15 protein-coding genes are annotated in these 14,824 nt (G+C 60.8%); all 15 read right to left on the reverse strand.

Features of this window, described 5'->3' with window-relative positions; all coding sequences use genetic code 11:
- Window positions 1–88: 88 nt before the first annotated feature.
- The gene (gene cheT, locus ACST81_RS20470) at window positions 89–481 is read right to left on the reverse strand and encodes a chemotaxis protein CheT (protein ID WP_438750206.1); all 393 of its coding nucleotides are present in this window, start codon (window positions 479–481) and stop codon (window positions 89–91) included.
- Between the two features lie 115 nt (window positions 482–596).
- Window positions 597–1,151, reverse strand: coding sequence for a chemoreceptor glutamine deamidase CheD (cheD, locus tag ACST81_RS20475; RefSeq protein WP_438750207.1), 555 nt, complete (start codon window positions 1,149–1,151; stop codon window positions 597–599).
- Window positions 1,148–1,537 (reverse strand): response regulator, encoded by a 390-nt coding sequence (locus ACST81_RS20480; protein WP_438750209.1) that lies wholly within the window; start codon window positions 1,535–1,537, stop codon window positions 1,148–1,150. Before ACST81_RS20480 ends, cheD begins: the two co-directional genes overlap by 4 nt.
- Window positions 1,538–2,599, reverse strand: coding sequence for a protein-glutamate O-methylesterase CheB (gene cheB, locus ACST81_RS20485; RefSeq protein ID WP_438750210.1), 1,062 nt, complete (start codon window positions 2,597–2,599; stop codon window positions 1,538–1,540).
- Window positions 2,596–3,495 carry a protein-glutamate O-methyltransferase CheR gene (gene cheR / locus ACST81_RS20490; RefSeq protein WP_438750211.1) on the reverse strand — a complete coding sequence of 300 codons (900 nt, stop codon included), beginning with the start codon at window positions 3,493–3,495 and terminating at the stop codon, window positions 2,596–2,598. The genes cheB and cheR overlap by 4 nt, the downstream gene beginning before the upstream one ends.
- Window positions 3,492–3,959 (reverse strand): chemotaxis protein CheW, encoded by a 468-nt coding sequence (locus ACST81_RS20495; RefSeq protein ID WP_438750212.1) that lies wholly within the window; start codon window positions 3,957–3,959, stop codon window positions 3,492–3,494. Before ACST81_RS20495 ends, cheR begins: the two co-directional genes overlap by 4 nt.
- Window positions 3,960–3,963: 4 nt before the next feature.
- Window positions 3,964–6,261, reverse strand: a complete 2,298-nt coding sequence (locus tag ACST81_RS20500; protein ID WP_438750214.1) for a chemotaxis protein CheA — start codon at window positions 6,259–6,261, stop codon at window positions 3,964–3,966.
- Window positions 6,262–6,277: 16 nt separating this feature from the next.
- Window positions 6,278–6,643 (reverse strand): chemotaxis response regulator CheY1, encoded by a 366-nt coding sequence (gene cheY1 / locus ACST81_RS20505; RefSeq protein ID WP_037156535.1) that lies wholly within the window; start codon window positions 6,641–6,643, stop codon window positions 6,278–6,280.
- Window positions 6,644–6,646: 3 nt separating this feature from the next.
- Window positions 6,647–6,940 carry an STAS domain-containing protein gene (locus ACST81_RS20510; protein ID WP_438750215.1) on the reverse strand — a complete coding sequence of 98 codons (294 nt, stop codon included), beginning with the start codon at window positions 6,938–6,940 and terminating at the stop codon, window positions 6,647–6,649.
- Window positions 6,941–7,073: 133 nt separating this feature from the next.
- The gene (locus tag ACST81_RS20515) at window positions 7,074–8,693 is read right to left on the reverse strand and encodes a globin-coupled sensor protein (protein WP_438750216.1); all 1,620 of its coding nucleotides are present in this window, start codon (window positions 8,691–8,693) and stop codon (window positions 7,074–7,076) included.
- Between the two features lie 784 nt (window positions 8,694–9,477).
- Window positions 9,478–10,854 carry an FGGY-family carbohydrate kinase gene (locus tag ACST81_RS20520; RefSeq protein WP_438750217.1) on the reverse strand — a complete coding sequence of 459 codons (1,377 nt, stop codon included), beginning with the start codon at window positions 10,852–10,854 and terminating at the stop codon, window positions 9,478–9,480.
- 4 nt (window positions 10,855–10,858) lie between these two features.
- Window positions 10,859–11,173, reverse strand: a complete 315-nt coding sequence (gene rhaM, locus ACST81_RS20525) for an L-rhamnose mutarotase (protein ID WP_438750218.1) — start codon at window positions 11,171–11,173, stop codon at window positions 10,859–10,861.
- A gap of 11 nt (window positions 11,174–11,184) precedes the next feature.
- Window positions 11,185–12,189, reverse strand: a complete 1,005-nt coding sequence (locus ACST81_RS20530) for an ABC transporter permease (protein ID WP_438750219.1) — start codon at window positions 12,187–12,189, stop codon at window positions 11,185–11,187.
- Entirely contained in the window at window positions 12,186–13,166 is a 981-nt protein-coding gene (locus ACST81_RS20535) for an ABC transporter permease (protein ID WP_438750220.1), read from the reverse strand. The genes ACST81_RS20530 and ACST81_RS20535 overlap by 4 nt, the downstream gene beginning before the upstream one ends.
- Window positions 13,163–14,710 carry a sugar ABC transporter ATP-binding protein gene (locus ACST81_RS20540; protein ID WP_438750221.1) on the reverse strand — a complete coding sequence of 516 codons (1,548 nt, stop codon included), beginning with the start codon at window positions 14,708–14,710 and terminating at the stop codon, window positions 13,163–13,165. The genes ACST81_RS20535 and ACST81_RS20540 overlap by 4 nt, the downstream gene beginning before the upstream one ends.
- Between the last annotated feature and the right edge of the window lie 114 nt (window positions 14,711–14,824).

Genomic DNA, 14,824 nt, shown 5'->3' on the forward strand with positions numbered 1-14,824 from the left:
CGGCAGGACGCTCAAAACACGAAAGCCGCCCGGGAGGCTTCCTGAGGCGGCGTTCGGTAAAGCAGTGATGGATCAGCGGCCTAAGTGTTCAGAATGCCTCGAAATCTCCGGCTGTTTCCGTCAGCGGTTGGGAATGGCCATGGCGCAGCATGCCGTTGCCGAGCGACTTCTGCATGTCGGCGAGCTTCACCAAGTTGAGCGCAGTGGTCACATCGACAAGCCAGGATTGCGGAATGGCTGCTGTCACCGTGTCGATGAATTCGGCAAGACCACGCGTTTTCTGGACGGCAAGATCAATCCCCTGCAAAACCTTCATGCGATCGGCAGCTTCCAGGACAGCTTCGCCATGGATGTCGCTGAGCATGGGTTCGATCCGCTCGATGAGATAAGCGACGTCATACAGCTCGGACACGATGCGCATCATCACATCGGGGAGCGCCTCGTCGACGTGAGGCATATGGCTCTTCAATTCAGTCAGCATTATCTGTCCTCACGCTGGCAACAATTGCCGTTCAAACGCCCCTGTCGAACGGCTGGTACTCAATACTCTGCCAAAGTTGCAGTCCGGGTGCTGAACCCGGAAAGCAACCCAAGCGCTAGAAAAACTCGATCGAATTGTCGACCGGCTTCGGAGCCGGACGCGGACGCTGCTCCTGGGCAACAGCCTTCTGCGTCTCGACACCCGTCAATGCATACTGCCGGGCGCGGCCGCTGAGCGGCCAGTATTCGAGCTTGCGACCGTGGTCGCCGCCCGTGCTCTCGCCGACAACCTGAATGCCTTCGTCCATCAGGAACTGCCGGGCGAACAGGGCATTCTGTTCACCGACATTGGAGAAGCGGGCAATCGTCTTCGCACCACCGAAAATCTTCGCCTCCAACCGCTCGCGACGGGCGCCCTTCTTCAGAAGCCCGTTGATCAGCAATTCCATCAGATGCACGCCATAACGCGTCGCATCTCCCCCTGATGAAATCGCATCCGCCGAGCCCGGCAAAAGAAAGTGGTTCATTCCACCAACACCTGCGATCGGGTCACGCATGCACGCCGCCACGCAGGAGCCGAGAATGGTCGACAAAACGACGTCAGGATCATTGACCACTTTCCACTCGCCCTGGATGACATGCACACGCTTGATCGCAGTCTCAGTGATCATTTCAATGCCCCGAACACAGCTTCGATCGCTGCCTTCATTTTTTCGATGGTGAAAGGCTTGGCCAGCACGTTGTTGGCGCCAAGCGCCGCTGCCTTCGTCACGAGCGCCCTGTCACCCTGCGCGGTCAGGATGATGAACGCGGCTTTCTTTGTCGCAGGATTGCTGCGCACGGCTTGCAGGAGACCGAGGCCGTCCATCTTCGGCATATTGAAGTCCGAGATGACCAGATGATGCGGCTGCTGGGCCATGATCTTCATGCCCTGCTCGCCATCGCCGGCTGCGGTGATCTGCTTGAAACCGAGCTGTTGCAGGGCATCGCCCAACAACAGACGGCTGGTGACCTGATCGTCGACAATCAGAACTTTGATTTTTTCCGCTAGGGACATTTATTCGCTTCCTTCTCTTCGGGCGGCGGTGCTTTTCAATACTTCTTCCCCGATTGAGCTGAGGGGTAGTTGTGTTTCGACGGCGCCCAGTTCAAAGGCAACCCTCGGCATTCCATACACGACGCAGGTTTTTTCATTCTGACCGAATGTGCGGGCACCTGCGTGGCGCATTTTCAAGAGACCGGATGCGCCATCACGGCCCATTCCGGTCAGGATCACGCCGACTGCGTTTCGACCGGCCAGTTCCGCGACCGAATCGAATAGCACATCCACCGAGGGGCGATGACCATTGACGGGTTCGCGGTCCAGCAGACGGCAGCTGGGCGAAGAAGGATTGACGACCTGCAGGTGGCGTTCACCACCCGGCGCCAGATAAATCTTGCCGATCTCCAGACGGGCACCATCCGTCGCTTCCTGCACGGTCGGGGCGCAGAGGCGGTTCAGGCGTTCGGCAAAGCTCTTTGTAAAAGTATGCGGCATGTGCTGCGTAATCACCGTGGGCGGGCAATTGGCAGGGAATTTCTGCAGGACGGAAATCAGCGCCTCGACACCGCCGGTGGACGAGCCGATGGCGATGATCTTGCGACCGGCCCGGTAGTCGGCAGCACCAGTATTGGTGTTGGCGGCGCTCGGGGCTGCGGCCTTGTTGCCGGAGATGATGAATTTGCGCTGCGACCGTGCGGCCGCCTTCACCTTGTCCGCGAGGTCGCTGAACGGACGCGGATCACCCGGCAAGGGCTTTCCGACGCAATCGAACGCGCCGATTTCAAGCGCCGCGATCGAGGCCTCAGCCCCCTTGTGCGTCAGCGTCGATACCATGATGACCGGCATCGGCCGCAGCCGCATGATCTTCTCGAGAAATTCCAACCCATTCATATTGGGCATTTCGATATCGAGCGTGATGACGTCCGGATCGAGGTCCTTGATCGCCTGGCGCGCCTGCATGGCGTCGGCGGCCTGGCCGACGACCTCGACTTCGGGGTCATTGCTGAGGATTGCCGTGATCAGGCCACGCATCGTGGCGCTGTCGTCGACGACAAGAACGCGGGCTGCGGTCATCAACGCCCTCCCTTCCCGGTATAGCGGTAGGTGGTGATGCCGATATTGTCGAAGACCGACTTGGCGTCACCGGAAACCCGCTCCGAGTGGCCGATATAAAGCGTGCCCTTGGCATTGAGCATGCCGGCGAACCGGGTCCAGATCTTCTGCTGCGTCGGCTCGTCGAAATAGATGACGACGTTGCGGCAGAAGATCACATCGACCTGGCCCTTGAACGGCCATTGCGCCATCAGGTTCAACTCGTTGAACGTAATCAGTTTCTTGACGCGGTCATCGACCTGCCACTTCTGGCGCCCATTGATGTTGACCTCGGAGAACCACTGCTTGCGCATGGCCGGGGTGACGGTCTCGAGCGCGGTCGCGTCATAGGCGCCTGCCCTGGCGAGCGCCAAAATCTTCGGGTCGATGTCAGTCGCCAGAATCTTGAAATCATAGTCGGTAACGTTCGGCATCATCGACAGCACGGTGAGCGCGATCGAATAGGGCTCCTGCCCGTCCGAACAGGCGGCCGACCAGATGCGTACGCGGCCACCGGCCTTGGCGCGCGCGATCAGTTCCGGCAACACGTCGGTCTTCAGGTGTTCGAAATGATGGTTCTCGCGAAAGAACCGCGTGAAATTGGTGGTCAGGTGCGAGAGCATGTCGCGGCGTTCGGCGGCGCCGGCCGGCGACGACACCAGCTGGCAATATTCGCGAAAACCCTTCAGGCCGAGATTGCGGATATGCTTCGACAGCCGCGAATAGACCAGCGATGCCTTCGATTCGTTGAGATAGATGCCGGCATCGGCATAGATCATGGCAGCGATTTCCGCGAGGTCGCGGCGCGTCAGCGGATATTCGCCGCTCGCCAGGCACTCGTCCGGGGGCAATCTGCTGTCAAAGGCGGCCGGCATGCTCATGCAGCTTCACTTTCAGAATGAGGGAAGACGGCTTCCAGTTCGATCAGGCAGATCATGCGCTTGTCGATCGCCAGGACACCGCGGGCAAAGGTCCGCTCGAATTCAGACGTCATGTCCGGCGTCGGCTGGATGTCTTCTTCGTTAATCGTCAGGATGTCGGACACCGCCTCGACCAGAAGCCCGACGACCTTGTCCATGACCTGCGTCACGATGATGACGTGGCGCACGGTCGGCTCCGTCGGTTTCATGCCCAGACGCGCCGACAGATCGATGATCGGCAGCACGACCCCGCGCAGATTGATCACGCCAAGCACATACTTTGGCGCATGCGGCATCGGGGTTGCCTTGGTCCAACCCCGAATTTCCCGCACCGACATTACGTTGACGCAGAATTCCTGATCCCCGATCCGGAACGCGATGAGTTCGCGTCCCGCCTTGGTCAGATTTTTTGCGAGAGACGTCATAAGCTTATCCTGCAGCAGCGAGCGATGATTCGTGTTGCAGGGACTGGCCGCGCGATGCTGCGACGACAGCATCTACGTCCAGGATGAGAGCGACGCGGCCGTCACCGAGAATGGTGGCGGCGGCAATGCCGGGCACATGCGTATAATTGGCTTCCAGGCTCTTGATGACGACCTGGCGCTGGCCCTGGATGGCATCGACCATCAGCGCGCGCTGGCCGCCCCCTTCGGATTCCACCAACAGGGCAACGCCTTCGACCGGATTGGCCTGGGTGGCGCGGAAGTTCAGGATGCGCCCGACATCGACCAGCGGGCAGAAGGAGTTGCGGATCGAGATCAGGCGCTGCGTCGCACCAAAGGAATGGATCGACGCGGCATCCGGCTGCAGGGTTTCGACGATGGCCGTCAGCGGCACGACCAGCGTCTGGCCGGCGACCGTGACCACCATGCCGTCGAGGACGGCGAGCGTCAGCGGCAGGCTCATGCTGAAGACGGAGCCATGGCCGGGCTTCGACGAGATGTTGATACGGCCGCCCAGTGCCTGGATCGAGCGCTTGACGACGTCCATGCCGACGCCGCGACCGGAAAGGTCGGACACCTTGTCGGCGGTAGAGAAGCCGGCGTGGAAGATCAGGTTGTCGATTTCTTCGTCTGACAGGTTGGCATCGGCGGCGATCAGGTCGTTGTCGATCGCCTTCTGGCGGACCTTCTCGCGGTTGATGCCGGCGCCGTCGTCGGACAGTTCGATGACGATACGGCCGGACCGATGCTTGGCGGTCAGCTTGACCGTTCCTTCGGCGGGCTTGCCGGCGGCAAGGCGCTTTTCCGGCATTTCCAGGCCGTGGTCGACCGCGTTGCGGATCATGTGGGTCAGCGGTTCGGCCAGCTTGTCGATGACCGTCTTGTCGACTTCGGTGTTTTCACCTTCCGTGACCAGACGAACCGACTTGCCGGTGATATCGGCGATTTCGCGGACGGTACGGGCCATGCGCTGGAAGACCGGCTTTACCGGCTGCGCGCGAATGGCCATGACCGAGTCCTGGATCTCGCGGGTGAGCTGCTGCAGCTCTTCCAGACCCATGTTGATCGAGGAGACGCCGTTCGAGTCATTCTCGATGACACTCTGCGACAGCATGGCCTGGTTGATGACGAGCTCACCGACGAGGTTGATCAGGCGGTCGACACGGTCGAGGTCGACGCGGATCGTCGGGGCAGCGGCCGAAGAGGCTTGCTGCGCATTGTTCTGGGCGGCGGCAGCGGCAGCCCCCTTGTCGCTGGCGGGCGCACGGGCAGCACTGCCGGCCATCTGCAGCACATTGCTGGCTGTCTCGGCGGCAGCGACCGCTGCTTGCTGGGCAGCAGCGAGCCGTTCTTCTTCCTCGACCACGCCGATCGGTGCATCCGGCTCGCCATCGAGTACGGAGAGATCGAACGGAACCGGCTGCATCGGCAGCTCGTCGTCATCGCCGGCGCCTGCTTCACCGGCGTCGAGAGCCGTCACTTCGAGATCGCAATCCCACTCGGCGAATTCGAACACCGTACGGATGGCGTCTTCGCCCTTGTCGGTCTTGATCGAAATCTTCCAGGAGAAATAGGCGGTTTCCGGGTCCATCTGGTCGAGGCCCGGCAGGCTGTCCATGTTGCAATGGATGCTCATCTCGCCAAGACGCGAGAGGTCGCGCAGCAGGAGCGTCGCTTCGTTGCCCTTGGTGTAGAGTTCCGACTTCGGCTTGAAGACGATGTCGTAGGACGGTAGGTCGCTTGCCGCTTCGTCCTCGCCGCCAAAGTCGTCGAAGGAGAATGCGACCGGCATGAAGCCTTCGTCATTGGTCACCGGGGCTGCGGCGACGGGCGCCGGAACCGCTTTTGCAACAGGAACCGGCTTGGGAGCAGCGGCGACGGTTGCGGCGGGCGGCGGCGCTTCGCCCTTGGCGAGTGCCTCCAGTTCGCGGATCAGCTGTGCCGAGCGGGCCTGATCCACACTGCCGCCATCGCGGGCGACATTCGTCAGGTCGGCCAGAACGTCGGCCGACTTCAGCATCACCTTGAGGACTTCCTGGGTCGGTTCCAGCTTGTTGGAACGAACGCAATCAAGCGTGGTCTCGAACACATGCGCGAAAGAGACAAGATCATCCAGCCCGAAAGCTCCGGCACCACCCTTGATGGAGTGGACCGCGCGGAAGACCGCGTTCACCGTTTCCGGATCACGGTCGCCGTCATTGAGCCTCAGGAGACCGGATTCCAGTTCCGCGAGCTGCTCCTCGCATTCCTGGAAGAAAATCTCTTTGATTTCGTTCATATCCATGGGGGCAATCCTGGCTTTAAGCGGTTACGCGCTCGATGGCATCGATCAGTTTGGTCGGATCGAATGGCTTGACGATCCAGCCGGTAGCACCTGCCTGGCGGGCGCGGTTCTTCTTTTCAGCGTCGCTTTCCGTCGTCAGAACGAGGATCGGGATGGCCCTGTACTTTTCGTTCTTGCGCACGCCTTCGATGAAACCGAAACCATCGAGACGGGGCATGTTGATGTCGGTGACGATGACATCCGGATTGGCATCTTCCAGAACTTCCAGCCCCTCGATGCCGTCTTCCGCCTGGATCGTTTCGAACCCGGCATTGTTCAGCGTCACGAGAAGCATGTTCCGGATTGTCCGGGAATCATCGACCGTGAGAACTTTCTTTTTCATGTCTCAAATCTCCTTTGCCATCAGGTGATCGATATTCACCCCGATGAGCTGTGTCGTTTTCGTGAAAGCGTCCGACACCTTGGCGAAGGTGAACGACTGTTTGTCCTCTTCCCAGCTTTTCGCTCCGGCCATGAGGACCTGAACACACAAGGCGCCGACGCGCTCGACCGCCGAAGCATCGATGACGAGTGCATTGCCGCGCAAACCCGCCAGCTTGCCGTGCAGCGCATTGGCCTCGTTCAGATCGAGGATCGGTGCGAGGCTTAAACTTTTCTGAGCGGCCTTCTTGGTTGCCATCTCTACTTTCCTTGTCTGACTGGGAATAATTTACACAGATGGTTCGACTGGGTTTCCGCGCGCGGAACGGATCGGACACGCTGAACTTCGAAAATCGCCGAGGACGGCAGATTGTGCTTGTGGCGGCTCTGCATCAGCGCCCCCATCCGGCAAGCCGGCCCTGAAGACCGTATCCATCGTCGAACCCGTCCACGGCCTCGTCGGTTTCTTCGTTGCCTTGCGCAATCTCGATCCGCGCCTTGGCTGGTGTCGAAACCTGCGGCGATTGCCGCTGGACGTGGAACTGGCGGATCGTCTGGCCGAGTTCGAGAATAACCGTCTGCAGGTCGTCGCAGGTTTCCCTGGCGTCGGCCGCCTGACCGGCGCTTGCTGCAATCTCGACACCAATACGGCCAAGGTCCGACGTCGCCGCTTCGAGGCACGTGACCTGCTCGGCGGTTTCAACCGCGATGCCGGCGATCGCGTCGTTGATGCCGCGGACCTGTTCGACGATGCTGCTGATTGCATCCTGGGTGCGGCCGACACGCTCGACGCCGGCTTCGACCTGCGACTTCGTGCTCGATACCAGTTGCTTGATCTCACGCGCCGCATCGCCCGAACGCTGTGCAAGCGCCCGCACTTCCTGGGCGACGACGGCAAATCCGCGTCCGCTTTCGCCGGCGCGCGCGGCTTCGATGCCGGCATTGAGCGCCAGCAGATTGGTCTGGAAGGCAATCTCGTCGATGACGCCGATGATCTGACCGATCTTTTCAGCCGAAGCCTCGATGTCGGCCATGGCGGAAATCGCCTGCCCGGCGATCTCGCCGCTGCGTTCGGCGGACTGGCGGGTGACGGCTACATTTTTTTCGGCCCCGCGTGTCTGAACAGCATTCTGCTTGACCCGCTCAACGATCGTCGCGAGCGAGGCAACGGTATCACCGAGGGCGTCTGATTGTTCGCGTGCCTTTGCCGAGAACTGGCCGGTCTGGCCCGCAAGCTGCTGCGACGAGGTTTCCATGATCGCGGCACGGTCCGACAGGCCGATGATCTCGCGCTGCATACCGTCGAGCGCGTCGTTCAGATCCTGTGCCAGCGGCTGATAGGCGGCGGCCCCGTCGGTCGGCGCGCGGACGGACAGGTCACCCCGGCCTAACGCTTGAGTGACATCGCCGAAGATTGCCAGTGCCTCGGCCTCGCCCGCCTTGCGCTGTTCGGCAAGGGCGCGCTGATGGCTGTGGCGCTGCTCGTTGAAGCGGAGGGAAACGGAAATCTCGGTATCGACGAAAACGGTGCGCACCAGTGCGGCGACGAGGTCCGCAAGCTCCTGCCTGCGCGACTTGCCGAGCGGCAAAACCGACTTCGGCCAACATTCCTCGATCATCGAGCAGATCAGGCGCTCCAGCACGACAGCGTGGCCGGCGATCTGCCAGCGCGGATCGAGACCCATCTTGCTTTCGGTATCGGAGAGAACCTTGACGCGCTCGGCATAGAGGCTATCGAAACGAGCGTCGGTCAGGACGCTCCAGTGCGAGGCCTTGAGGTCGTGCAGCCGGTCGATCTGCCGATCGCTGGTGAAATGGCGGGCGGCATCGGGGAATGTCTGGAGACGCTGGAACAGGTCGCGCAAGGCCAGTTCGACCTGGGCGCCGAGCGACTGGCGGTTCTTGCGCAGGACGTCGGTCTGGTCTGCGTCGAGGCCAGCAAAACGCAAGCGCTCGAGCAGGCTGCCTGCCTGAGCCTTCCTGGTCTGATCTGGCGACGTTACCTGCCTCACGCTATTCCCCGGTCTGCTACGCAATTCTTGAAAGCCGATCGGCTCTCACAAGTATTCTCAAAGAATTCAAACTGCTTCTGCATGTCCGCCTGCCTTGCCGCCTGCGGCCTTCTCCCCTTCACCAACCGATCGAGAACGACGCCCGGCATCCCCGCCTGCAAGTGCCTGTGGAGACGACAGCCATGCTGTCGGCCACGGCACACGGCCGCTTCATTCTCATTGTCAATTCGGTGAAGTGCATACCGGATCAAGACCGGTTCGGCGGTGCGGCGTCATGCCATGTCAGGAAACAGAATTTCCCACTCCGACGTGTGAGACCATGTTTATGGTTAATTCCTTGCTTGAAGGTTAACGGTTGATAGCCCGTATCTTCTTTCACTAAAATTGGGCCGATATCGCAGCAACCCGATGCTGGCCGGGCGTTTGCGCCGGACAGAGAAACAACAGGTTCTCAATGGTAAAACTTGGGAGTTGCACTGTTGAGGGCAGTTTATTAACTAATGCCTATTCTGACCGGCGTAAGCCATGCGCAAGCATAGCCGGCCACGTTGAAGCGGCATCATGACGATGACGTAGAAGGGACGAGCAATGATTGTTCTGGGACTGAGCGCCGTGCTTATCGCCACCCTCACAATGGCAGCGATTTCCATCCTCCTGAACATCGAGGATGATCGCAAGTCTTTGAACTCGCGGGTTTTTTAAGAACAGCCCGAACAAAATTCGTCAGATGTGACTTAAATTTGCCGGCGTTGCTGCGCGCCGACACATCTCTTTCCGATTTTGCTCAGACCACGTCCGAACGGTTCGCTTCGGCGAACCATGCCTGCGCATAGGCCCTGTACGCTGCAGGCGCCTCATTGCTGAATCGCGTTGTATGAACCTGCGCCCGGCTGCCATCGGCAAGGCAGGCCGCACCAAGGCTCGTGCCCGTGGCGCTCTGGCTGCCGATCAGAACCGGCCGACCGGTGGCAGCGGCCAACATGCGCAGATAGGCCTGATTTCCGGCGAATGGCCCCTCGACGACGATCTCCCCTTCCGCCCCGATCAGGTCGAGACAGGTCGCCGTCATCAGCGCCAGGTGGAAGGACACGACCGCCAGCCGCTCCGCCGGCGACAGCGATGCCTCGTCGCAGGTCCAGCGCGCCCTGGCATGCGGGAAAGGTCCAGAACCTTCCGGCAGCGATGGCAGGAGCATCCGCAGGCGATCCACGACGGCAGCTTCCGCCTCCACGGACGGCGTTACCGGCTGATCCTTCATCAGCATGGAAAACGCCCGTCCCCCCATGAACCGCGCCGACGGCACGGGATCGCCGAGCGCGTTGACGTTGATCAGCGTATCGCGTGCCTCGTCCAGCGCGACCTTCTTCGCGCCCATGGCCATGATCACCACCCAGGTTCCGGTCGAAACGACAGAGAATGGCGCCGGCCGCGTCAAGACATGCGGCAGCAGTGAGGAATTGGAATCATGAATGCCGCAGAAGACCGGCAGGCCCTCGGGCAATCCGGTGTCCCTCGCCGCCTGCACCGTCAGCCCGCCTAAAAGATCGCTTGCCCGGCGAACCGGGGCAAACAATGGCCGCCAGCCACGTTCATCGACCATGGTGGAGAAATCGCCGGTCTGGGGATTCCACAGATCGGTGTGGCAACCGAGCGAGGTCAACTCGTTGGCGAGCACGCCGCTCAGACGATAGGACCAGTATTGCGCATAGGTGAGGATCGTCGCGACCCTGGCAAAGTGCTCGGGATACGTTTGCTCCTGCCAGTTAATCTGCGCACCGATGTTCAGGCCCATCGGCAAGCGGGCGGCGCCGGTCTCCGCGAAAGGCGGTCGTACCTTGTTGTATTGCGCCGATAGAGTATCCGGTCCGGTGAATTCATAGTCCAGCAGCGGCAAGGCAAGATCGCCATTCGCGTCGAGCAGCACCGCCGTCGCGCCATGCGTGGTCACCGAGATCGCGTCGATCGGCGTTTCCGCGTGCAAAGCCGCAAGGCTTTCGGCGATAAACCGCCAGACGCGCTCGACATCGAAATGCGGATAGAGCCCGTCATTCGAAACGCCGTTGGCCGTCTTGCGCACGGCGATTTCCTCGAAGCGATCAAGATCGACAAGCGCGACCTTGGCATTCGTCTTGCCGATGTCGATGACGGCGATGATTTTCATGGGATCACTTCATATGGAAGACGGTGACGAGCGGCACGGCAACAGGCTCGTTATCGGCCTTCACCTCCATGATGTCAGCCATATAGGCCCACCATTTCTGCATCACCGGATGCGACGGCAGATCCGCGATCGTGTGGTCATCCCGCCGCCAGAGCACAGCGAACAGCAGGTTGGTTTCCTCGTCCAGATGAATGGAATAGTCGGAAACGCCGGCGTCGGTCAGGAGTTGCGATAGCTCCGGCCAGATCGCATCGTGGCGGGCCTTGTATTCCTCGGTCATGCCGGGATTGAGGCGCATGCGGAACGCATATTTTTCCATGGATCGTCCTCCTATCGCGCCGTGCGGCGGCGGGTGCGCGACCAGATGATCGGCAGGGCGATGACGCAGATCAGGAGCGCGCCGATGAAGATCGACATGACGATGCCAGGCACGTTCAGGAGGCCAAGACCGAAGGTGACGAGACCCATGATGAAGGCGGCGATGACCACGCCCTGAATGGTGCCGGAACCGCCGAGGATCGAGACGCCGCCGAGAACCACCATCGTCACCACTTCCAACTCCCAGCCGACCGCAATCGACGGACGGGTGGAGGCAAGACGGGAGGTGAGCAGCACCGCCGCGATGCCGGACATCAGGCCCGTCAGGCAGAACAGGATAAACTTGACCCGCTCGACCCGCACGCCTGAGAACCGCGCCGCAACGGGGTTATTGCCGATGGTGAAGACCTGACGGCCGAAATTCGTGTGGTGCAGCAGCACATAATAAAGAAGAGCAAAGAGCAGGAAGAGCGCGAACTCGAAGGACACGACCCACCAGACATAACCCTGGCCGAAATAGTCGAAGCCGGCGGGATAGCCTTTGAACGCCTGATCGCCCAGCACGATGTAGGAAATGCCGCGGAAGAAGCTCATCGTGCCGATTGTCACGACGATAGACGGCAGGCCAAGACCAGTAACGAGGAAGCCGTTGAAGATGCCGCAGATCAGGCCCGTCAGGATGCCGATCGTTACCAGACCCGGCACATCGACGCCGAACTGCAGAGCGACGCCCATTGCGGTCGATGCAAGCGCAATGATCGAGGCGACCGACAGATCGATTTCGCCGGCGATGATCAGCAGCGCCATGGCGAGCGCGATGATCGCCTTTTCCGTGAAGTTGAAGGTCGCATCGGACAGCGACCACGGCGACAGGAAATAGGGCGAGGCAAACGAATTGACGATGAACAGGACGATTCCGACGATCAAAAGCAGGGTCGGCCATGAAAAGACGGCCCCGCGCAACGGGCTGTCGAGACGATCGGGGATATGGCGCGTTCCATGCGCTGTGTCGGTCATGACGTTGCCTCTGCTTCGCGAAGAATAAGCCGGCTGCCGCGCTTTTCGCCACGGGCATTGAGGACGACGGCCAGGATGATGGCGGCACCGGAGATCGCCATCTGCCAGAAGGGCGAGACGTTGATGACCGGCAATGCCGAGTTGATGACGCCGAGGAACAGGGCACCAAGGAGCGCGCCGGCAACCGTGCCGACACCGCCGGAGATGGAAATGCCGCCGATCACGCAGGCCGCGATGATGGTGAGTTCATAGCCCTTGGCGACCTCGACGGAACCGATGACGTAGCGCGACACCCAGAGATAACCGCAGAAGCCGGAGAGCAGACCCGAGATCAGGAAGGTCGCGAACTTGGTGCGGCCGACATCGATGCCGGCATAGACCGACGCCGTCGGGTTGACGCCGACAGCATAGATGGCGCGGCCGAGCGCGGTGCGCGTCATCAGGATGAAGAAGGCGATAGCGACGACAATGGCGTACCAGGAGAGCGCCGGCAGGCCGAGGAACTCGATGCGGGTATATTGCACGAAAGCCGGGCTCAGCTTGTCGGCATTCACCCACTGGCCGCCGGCGATCAGGAAGATGATGCCGCGGTAGATGGTCAACGTACCGAGCGTGACGACGATCGCAGGGATGTTCAAAAGCCAGATCAGGATACCGTTGAAGGCGCCGAGCGCGAGACCGCAAAGGCAGGCAAACAGCATCAAAGCCGGGATCGGAATACCGGGGAAAGCGGCGTTGATCAGCGCCACGATCATGCCCGTCAGCGCCAGATTGGACGCCATGGAAAGATCGATCGAGCGGGTGAGGATAACGGCCATCTGGCCAAGCGCCAGGATCATCAGCATGGCCGTATCGTTGAAGATACCGGCGAGTTTGCCGGGGCCTGCAAAGCCCGGTGCGCGAAGGTTGGTTGCGATGATCATCACCGCGACGATGGCGGCAAGCCAGAATTCGCGGGATTTGACAACGGTATTCATGCCGCTTTCTCCCCAATGCCTGCGGCAGCGCGGACGAGGGTCTCCGCATCGAAGCCGCCGTTCTTTTCGATGGTGGTGGCGATACGGCCTTCGCGCATGACGATGATGCGATCGCTCATGCCCATCACCTCGGGAAGTTCCGATGAAACCATGATGACGGCGAGGCCTTGGCTCGCAAGCTCGCTCATGAAGGCGTGAACGGCGGCCTTGGAGCCGATGTCGATGCCCTTGGTCGGTTCGTCGAGAATGATGACGCGTGGCTTGGTGGCCAGCCATTTGGCGATGACCACCTTCTGCTGGTTGCCGCCGGAAAGCGTGCCCACATTCTGGCTGAGCGAGGCAGCGCGCAGATCAAGGCGCGTCGCATATTCACGCGCCAGCGCAAACTCCTCGGCCAGACGCAGAAAACCGTTCTTGGAGGTTCGGCGCAGCGACGGCAGCGAGATGTTCTGGACGATCGGCATATCGACGACGACGCCCTGCTTGCCGCGCTCTTCCGGCACATAGACGATGCCGTTTTCGATCGCGGCGGCCGGACTGCGGATCACGGCGATATCCTCGCCGATCTTGACCGCGCCCTTGGAAGGCTTGGTGATACCAATCAGCGCCTGCATCAATTCGCTGCGGCCGGCGCCGACGAGGCCGTAGAAGCCCAGGATCTCGCCTTTGCGCAGGGTGAAATTGATATCCGCGAATTCCGTCGGATGACAGTAGCCGGAGACGGTCAGCACGGTTTCGCCGAGCGTGGTTTCCTGCTTGGGGAAGACATGCTCGACGGAGCGGCCGACCATCATGCGGACAATCGTATCCTGATTGGTTTCGGCAATCAGGCCGTTGCCAACCATCTCGCCGTCACGGAAGACGGTATAGCGGTCGGCGATGCGATAGATCTCGTCGAACTTGTGCGAGATGAACAGGATCGCCTTGCCGTTCTTCTTCAGGAGCTCCATCAGCTCGAAGAGGTCCTGGATTTCCTTGTAGGACAGCGCCGCCGTCGGTTCGTCCATGATCACCACGTCGGCGTCGATCGACAGTGCGCGCGCCACGGCGACCAGATGCTTGTTAGCGATGCTCAGGTCCTTGAGGCGGGTATCCGATGCGATATGACCAGCGCCGATCTCCTTCAGGAGCTTCGACGACTTTTCGCGCATCAGGCCCCAGTCGAGCGTCTTGAAACGGGTTTTCGGCGCATGGCCGAGATAGATGTTTTCCGCAACGCTCAGCTCATCGAAAAGCACCGTTTCCTGATGGATCGCGGTGATGCCGAGCTTGAAGGCGGCATGTGGAGAAGACAGCGTCACCAGATCGCCATTGATGCGGATTTCGCCTTCGTCCGGCTGATATATGCCGGTCATGGTCTTGACCAGCGTCGACTTGCCGGCACCGTTTTCACCGATCAGGGCCGTCACCTGTCCGGGATACAGCTCAAGCGCGACCTTGTGCAGCGCGCGAACCCCGGGAAAGGTCTTGGTGATGCCGGACAGCGTGATCTTCGGCGTCGAAGATGTAGGCATGCTCTCGGGCTTGCGTTGAGGCAATGTCATTGGTCAGCTTCGTTTCAATCGGTTACGGTGATCGCCCGAAAAGCCGGGGCGCCAGGCGGTGCGTAAACCGCGCCCGCAGATCAGACCGGCGACGCGAACGCCGCCGGCCGGATT

The sequence above is a fragment of the Pararhizobium sp. O133 genome (genome assembly GCF_051669845.1).
Classification (GTDB): Bacteria; Pseudomonadota; Alphaproteobacteria; order Rhizobiales; family Rhizobiaceae; genus Pararhizobium.